Origin of the sequence: Myxococcus llanfairpwllgwyngyllgogerychwyrndrobwllllantysiliogogogochensis, assembly GCF_006636215.1 — a bacterium.
Taxonomy (GTDB): Bacteria; Myxococcota; Myxococcia; order Myxococcales; family Myxococcaceae; genus Myxococcus; species Myxococcus llanfairpwllgwyngyllgogerychwyrndrobwllllantysiliogogogochensis.
On the sequence record NZ_VIFM01000439.1, the window covers coordinates 1 to 5,284 of the forward strand.

At 65.7% G+C, this 5,284-nt stretch carries 5 protein-coding genes; 4 read left to right on the top strand and 1 reads right to left on the bottom strand.

Going from position 1 to position 5,284, the window contains the following annotated elements; translation table 11 throughout:
* Positions 1-102: 102 nt before the first annotated feature.
* The gene (locus tag FJV41_RS47790) at positions 103-1,059 is read right to left on the bottom strand and encodes a helix-turn-helix domain-containing protein (RefSeq protein WP_141649296.1); all 957 of its coding nucleotides are present in this window, start codon (positions 1,057-1,059) and stop codon (positions 103-105) included.
* Between the two features lie 199 nt (positions 1,060-1,258).
* Here FJV41_RS47790 and FJV41_RS47795 point away from each other — a divergent pair, with 199 nt between their 5' ends.
* From FJV41_RS47795 to FJV41_RS47810, 4 genes are all read left to right on the top strand, one after another.
* Complete coding sequence (locus FJV41_RS47795) at positions 1,259-1,702, top strand: hypothetical protein (protein ID WP_141649297.1); 444 nt, start codon at positions 1,259-1,261, stop codon at positions 1,700-1,702.
* A gap of 210 nt (positions 1,703-1,912) precedes the next feature.
* Positions 1,913-2,341, top strand: coding sequence for a hypothetical protein (locus FJV41_RS47800; protein ID WP_246137883.1), 429 nt, complete (start codon positions 1,913-1,915; stop codon positions 2,339-2,341).
* Between the two features lie 256 nt (positions 2,342-2,597).
* A complete protein-coding gene (locus FJV41_RS47805) occupies positions 2,598-3,521 on the top strand; it encodes a hypothetical protein (RefSeq protein ID WP_141649300.1) in 924 nt (307 codons plus the stop codon).
* Between the two features lie 346 nt (positions 3,522-3,867).
* Positions 3,868-5,115 (top strand): leucine-rich repeat domain-containing protein, encoded by a 1,248-nt coding sequence (locus tag FJV41_RS47810; RefSeq protein WP_181791464.1) that lies wholly within the window; start codon positions 3,868-3,870, stop codon positions 5,113-5,115.
* Positions 5,116-5,284 lie beyond the last annotated feature (169 nt).

Here is a 5,284-nt window from a genome sequence, read left to right on the forward strand (position 1 = left end):
GAGGGGGGCGGGAGGGGTGGCGGGCTCGCTCATGGGGACAAGGATTGAAGCACGCCGGATACCCGCCGCCCAGGAAGGAGCCTGCGCCTCTCTCGGCGGATGTCATGACCGCTGTCGGGATTGTTCGTAGCGCCAGTCCCGGGGAGTCCTGCCATAGGCCTTCTTGAAGGCGCGGCCGAAGTGCGTGAGGTCCATGAAGCCCCAGCTGAAGGCGATGTCCGCGATGCTCCGCGCGTCCATCTCCGGGTCCTCGAGCGCCTTGCGGCAGCGAGCCAGGCGACGCGAGAGGACCCAGCGCATGAAGCTCTCACCGCTCTCCGCGAACAGCCCATGCAGGTAGCGCGTGGACATGCGGAAACGGGCGGCGACCGTCGCCGGGCTCAGCGATGGCTCCGCGAGGTGATGCTCGACATAGACACGCAGGGCGTGCCTCCGGGCCTCTCGCACGCTCGCGGCGTTTGTCTGGATATCGCGGCCCTGGGTGTTGAAGGCCAGCGCGAGGAGCTCCAGCAGGTTGTCCGAGACAGAGCCCGCGACGGGCTCGGCGACCTGCGTCTCCGCGAAGGCGCGCAGGTAGGCGGACACCAGGGCACCGACGCCCTCCCGGGTGTGGAGCACACTCCCGACCATCTCATCTGGGTGTGAGAGCCGTGGCCGCAGCGTGGCATAAGGCGCCACGATGACGATGCGGCGGTATTCCGCGTCGAACGAAAGCTCTCCTGGCCGAGTCCCGTCGAAGAGCTCCACGTCTCCTGGGTGGGAAATCCGCTCCTCATGCCCCTGGCGCAGTCGGCAGACCCCCGACACCTGCATGCAGAGGAAGTAGCACTCCCGGGGGGCGCGGGAGATCTCCGTCTCCCCTCGATGAACACTCTGGGCCGAGGAATGGAGAGAGGTCACCCCCAACGGCCCTGCTTCGTGGTGGTCGAGCCGCCCGAAGAAGGGACTGGACGTCTTCCGCTCCGTCCGCAGTCCCAGGAGCACCTTGCTCGCCATTTCCTGCCAGTACTCGTGTCGCTCCCGCTCGGAGACCGCGTCCGTGGAGAAGACTGTGCGCATGGGCCACCCCAGGTAAAGAGGCACACATTATCCGCCCGGTCCGACGCCCCCCTGCACACCCGGCCGAATTCCTGTGCGCTGGTGGCCGAGCCCCCTCCCCGCTCCTCCTCTATACATCCACCACACCGACGCCAGTTTCGCTCGGTTCTTCCCAAGGAGAGTGTTTGTGAAAGCGTTCCTCGCGGTGTTTGTGCTTTCCATGTCCGTCGCGTCCCCTGCCCTGGCCCAGCAGGACGGTCCGTTCGCCAGCACCGCCGCCCTGGCGAGCTATTGGTCGACGCAGAGCACCGGTGGCTCCCTGACCCAGATCTACGTCAATGGCACGCTGGCCTATCAGCGCTCCGGGTTCGGTCCGGCGTTCGTCAAGGAGTACTTCAACTGCGCCGATGGCTCCGGAATCAAGGCCTTCTGCAACAACATCTTCGACGGCTACCTGCGCACGAGTGACGCGATGGGGACGTTCAGCAGCGGGCTCACCGTCTACCTCGACGGCACGCTGATTCGCTCGGGAGACCCCTACTACAGCGCCCATCTCAAGACCTGCCTGGGCGACATGAGCTACTACGGCAGGGTGAAGTACTACATCGTCGAGAGCGTGAACGACGGCTTCGGCCCGCCCTATCCGGGCAACGACTGCTTCTGACCCACCGTCTCGATTCACGCTCCCGCACGACACAGCGCTTCAATCCTCGTCACCACCGCCGCCCGTTACCACGGGCGCGCGGCCCGACAGGCGGACACGCCGAAGTGCTCCCGCGCGCCCGCCTCGATGCCGTAGACGCCATTCCCCCTGGTGTAGCCCCCGTTTAGAATGTCGCGCATGCGCGGACACGGAAGATGGACAGGCACATCAGTGATTGCGGTGACGATGTGGCTCGCTTGCAGCGTGGCGATGAGCGGCTGCGGCAAAGGCAAGGAACGCGCGGCGCTCGCCACGAAGTTGGAGCAGCGCATCCAGGCCGCCTCGGCGACGGGGGGCGATGTCCTCCTGACGGAGGTGACGGACTTCGACTGGGACACCTTCCACATCTTTACGCCCTACGTGGGCGCGGAAGAGGTCCGGAAGTGGCTCGGCATTGATTGGTCCGGCGCCAGGGACGTCCCTGAAATGGAGTGCCTGCTCGTCTTCGTGAAGGGAGGCGAGGTGGTCATGGACCTCGACTTCTCCCGGACGAAGGGCGACTTCTCATCCATCAGGAAGTCCCGCTTCACACGGGAGGAGGCGCGGTTCACCGCGCCCAAGGACGGCAAGGCCCTCACCCACGCGTCCGATTCCCCCTGAATGGGCCCGCGTTGGTTGGCCAGTGCTCGCCTCTGACCCAAAGCCCCCACCAGCCGGTTCCAGTGGGTCTTGGTCAACCCCGCTGAAATCAGGGGTCAGGCCGGCAACTCAGCCGAGGCGACTTCTTCCCTGACACAGGGGGATTTAACAAGCCTCCAAAGGGGCGCACCGGCATCAAAAAGGCCGACGTTTCGCGGCAAATCCTCCCATGTCGCCAACGCTTGACTTTCCATGGAGAGAATTGTTCTATTTTCAAGTGCTAAATCAAACCACTGAGTATCAATCCTGTATCCAGAGTTCGGAGAAGGTGTCCTGGCGTCTTGATGAGCTGTTGCCCAAAGACACCGTCCTGGATTTCAGCCGTCGGTTCCTCTCGGATGAGCTGACGGGCGCGGAGTCCATTCCCTTCCTGAACGCCGAGGAGCGGCTGCTGCTGAATCACATCCGCTCCAACAGCTATGCGCACCTGTTCCTGTTCCTGGAGGAGTACGCGGTGGCCCTGGCCTCGCAGCGCGCCGGGCTGGAGTTGCACGGGAACGCGACACACATGCGCGCGCTCCTGCGCTTCACAGAGGAAGAGCTGAAGCACCAGCAACTCTTCGCGCGCTTCACCAGCGCGTTCGCCCGGGGGTTCAAGGTCGTCCCCGCCCTGCTCGACAACCACGTCGAAGTGGCGCGGGCCATCATGGCGAAGTCGAACCTGGGGGTGCTCATCTTCAACCTGCACCTGGAGTTGATGACGCAGCAGCACTATCTGGAGACGGTCCGGGGAAACAAGACCGAGACGTTGGATCCGCTGTTCTGCAACCTGCTCAAGCACCACTGGCTCGAAGAGGCGCAGCACACCCGGCTGGACTTCCTGGAGGCGCAGAAGATCCTCGCCCGGGAGCCCGACACCCTGGACGCGGCCCTCACGGAGTACGCAGAGCTGCTCCAGGCCCTGCGGGGGACGTTGAACGCCCAGCTCGCGTTGGATCTCCAGACGCTTGAGAAGGTGGTGGGGCGCGCGTTCACCCCGGAGGAACACCAGCACCTGGCCGAGTCCCAGGAGCGTTCATATGTCTGGGGGTTCATCGGAATGGGGATGAAGGCGCCACTCTTCCTCTCACGACTGCGCGCGCTCTCCCCCATGGCCGAGCAGCGCGTCCTGGAGCTGGCGCCGACGTACTACTGTGATTGAGGTGGGCTTCGGGACCACCGCCTCACCGTGACGGTCCGGACGCTGACGGGGAGCCCATGAGCCGCACGCCGAGCCGGCGCAGAAGCCTTTCATCTCCAGCAGACACACGCCTGCCCGGCCCAGTCCAAACCGGGTGTGCGCTCCTTCCTCGGCGCCTCCACCGTCGCGCGACCACGCGATCACCATTTGCCGCCACGCCAGATTCGGCAATACTTTTCCGACCATGCTCCAACGGCCCTGGCCCCTTGAGCTCACCGCGCGGCAGCTGATCCGCGATGAGGTCCCCGTCGAGTCGCGTCTGTCCGTGGTGGGGCTCGTTCGACTCGACGAAGTCCTGGCTGGCCGCATGGCTCGCGGCATCAAGAGGGAAGTCGCCGAGTCCTGGATCGACATCCATCGCGGCTGGCTCAACGAGCGTTTCGGGTCCGAGGACCTGGTGCCCGCCTTCACTCGGTGTTCTCGGCTACGGGACCTCTCCGAGCTGCGCCTCGACTGCGACTGGCTCGGTGTCACGGGGGTCGCCGAGGTGCTTGCGTCACCGCTCCTGCATCACCTGGACGAACTCGAGCTCGCCGCCGGGCTCCACACGGTCGAGGCATACGAGCCGCTGGCTCGGCGCAAGATGACCCACTTGCGCCGCTTCGGCCTCGCGATGCCCGACGCCCAGGATGGTGACATCCCCGTGGGTGATGATCTGGCCGACCTCCTCGCTGCTGCCGGTCTCGAGCGTCTGGAGAGCCTCACGCTCCCCCGCGTCGGCATCGGCCCGGCGGGGCTGAGTCGTCTGTTCGACCTGCCCGCGTTGGCCTGGTTGGACCTCGCACGTTCCGAGATCGGCGAAGAGGGCTGCCACGCCCTGGCCCGAGCCTCGAGCCTGTCTCGCCTTCGAGGGCTCGATCTCGAGGGCTGTCTCGGCTTCGACGATGCCGGCGACTCGGCCTTGCCTGGCCCCGGCTTCTCGGCGCTCATCACGTCGCCGCGCCTGGCCGTCGCGCATCTCAGTCTGGGCGACGTCCCGGGAGCCGCCGCGGTGGTCGCCGGCTCGGCACGCATGACGACCGTCGAGCACCTCGTTCTCTGGGCAGTCGAGGATGACGAGCTCGCGTCCCTCATCGCGTCTCCCTACCTGACCGCTCTGCGCCACCTGCACCTACGGAGCTGCCATCTTTCGAGCACGACCCTCACCGGGTTTGGACGGTCTCCGCTTCTCGCCGCACTCGAGTCTCTGACCCTGAGCAACGATCTCACGGCGTCGCAGCAAGGTCTCGTCGCTCGGCGCCTGCCGCGCCTGCGCGAGCTCCGGCTGGAGGTCAACCACACGACCGCGGACAGCCTCGGCCGCGCCGACTTGCCCAACCTCACCGAGCTACACCTCGACTTCGACGCAACGGTCATGAGTCAGGATGAGGAGGTCGCGGGAACCGACCTGGATGCTGTCATCGCCGCGCTCGTGAGCGCGAAGGGCATGCCGCGTCTGACAGGGGTCGTCACGTCACCTGTTTCGCCCGAACACATGGACAGGCTCGTCGGCCGCTTCGGTACGGGATTCCGGACCAAGGGGTACTCGCTGACTGGCTCGGCCCAGGAGCGTTGAATCGCGACCCGAAGGGGTCAGCAACCACGGACTTGATTCTCTCGGGTCGTGCGTCAGGTGTGGTGGTGCAGGCTCTCCACCAGGTACGGGTCTCCCACCGGCAACATCGGCGACGTCCTCACCGCCCGAGTCACCGCCAGCGTGAACAGCGCCCCCACCCCCACCAACC

Coding starts and splice junctions, on each gene's coding strand:
- FJV41_RS47795 (WP_141649297.1), top strand. CDS start 1,259: ATGTCCGTCGCGTCCCCTGCCCTGGCCCAGCAGGACGGTCCGTTCGCC.
- FJV41_RS47810 (WP_181791464.1), top strand. CDS start 3,868: ATGGCTCGCGGCATCAAGAGGGAAGTCGCCGAGTCCTGGATCGACATC.
- FJV41_RS47790 (WP_141649296.1), bottom strand. CDS start 1,059: ATGCGCACAGTCTTCTCCACGGACGCGGTCTCCGAGCGGGAGCGACAC.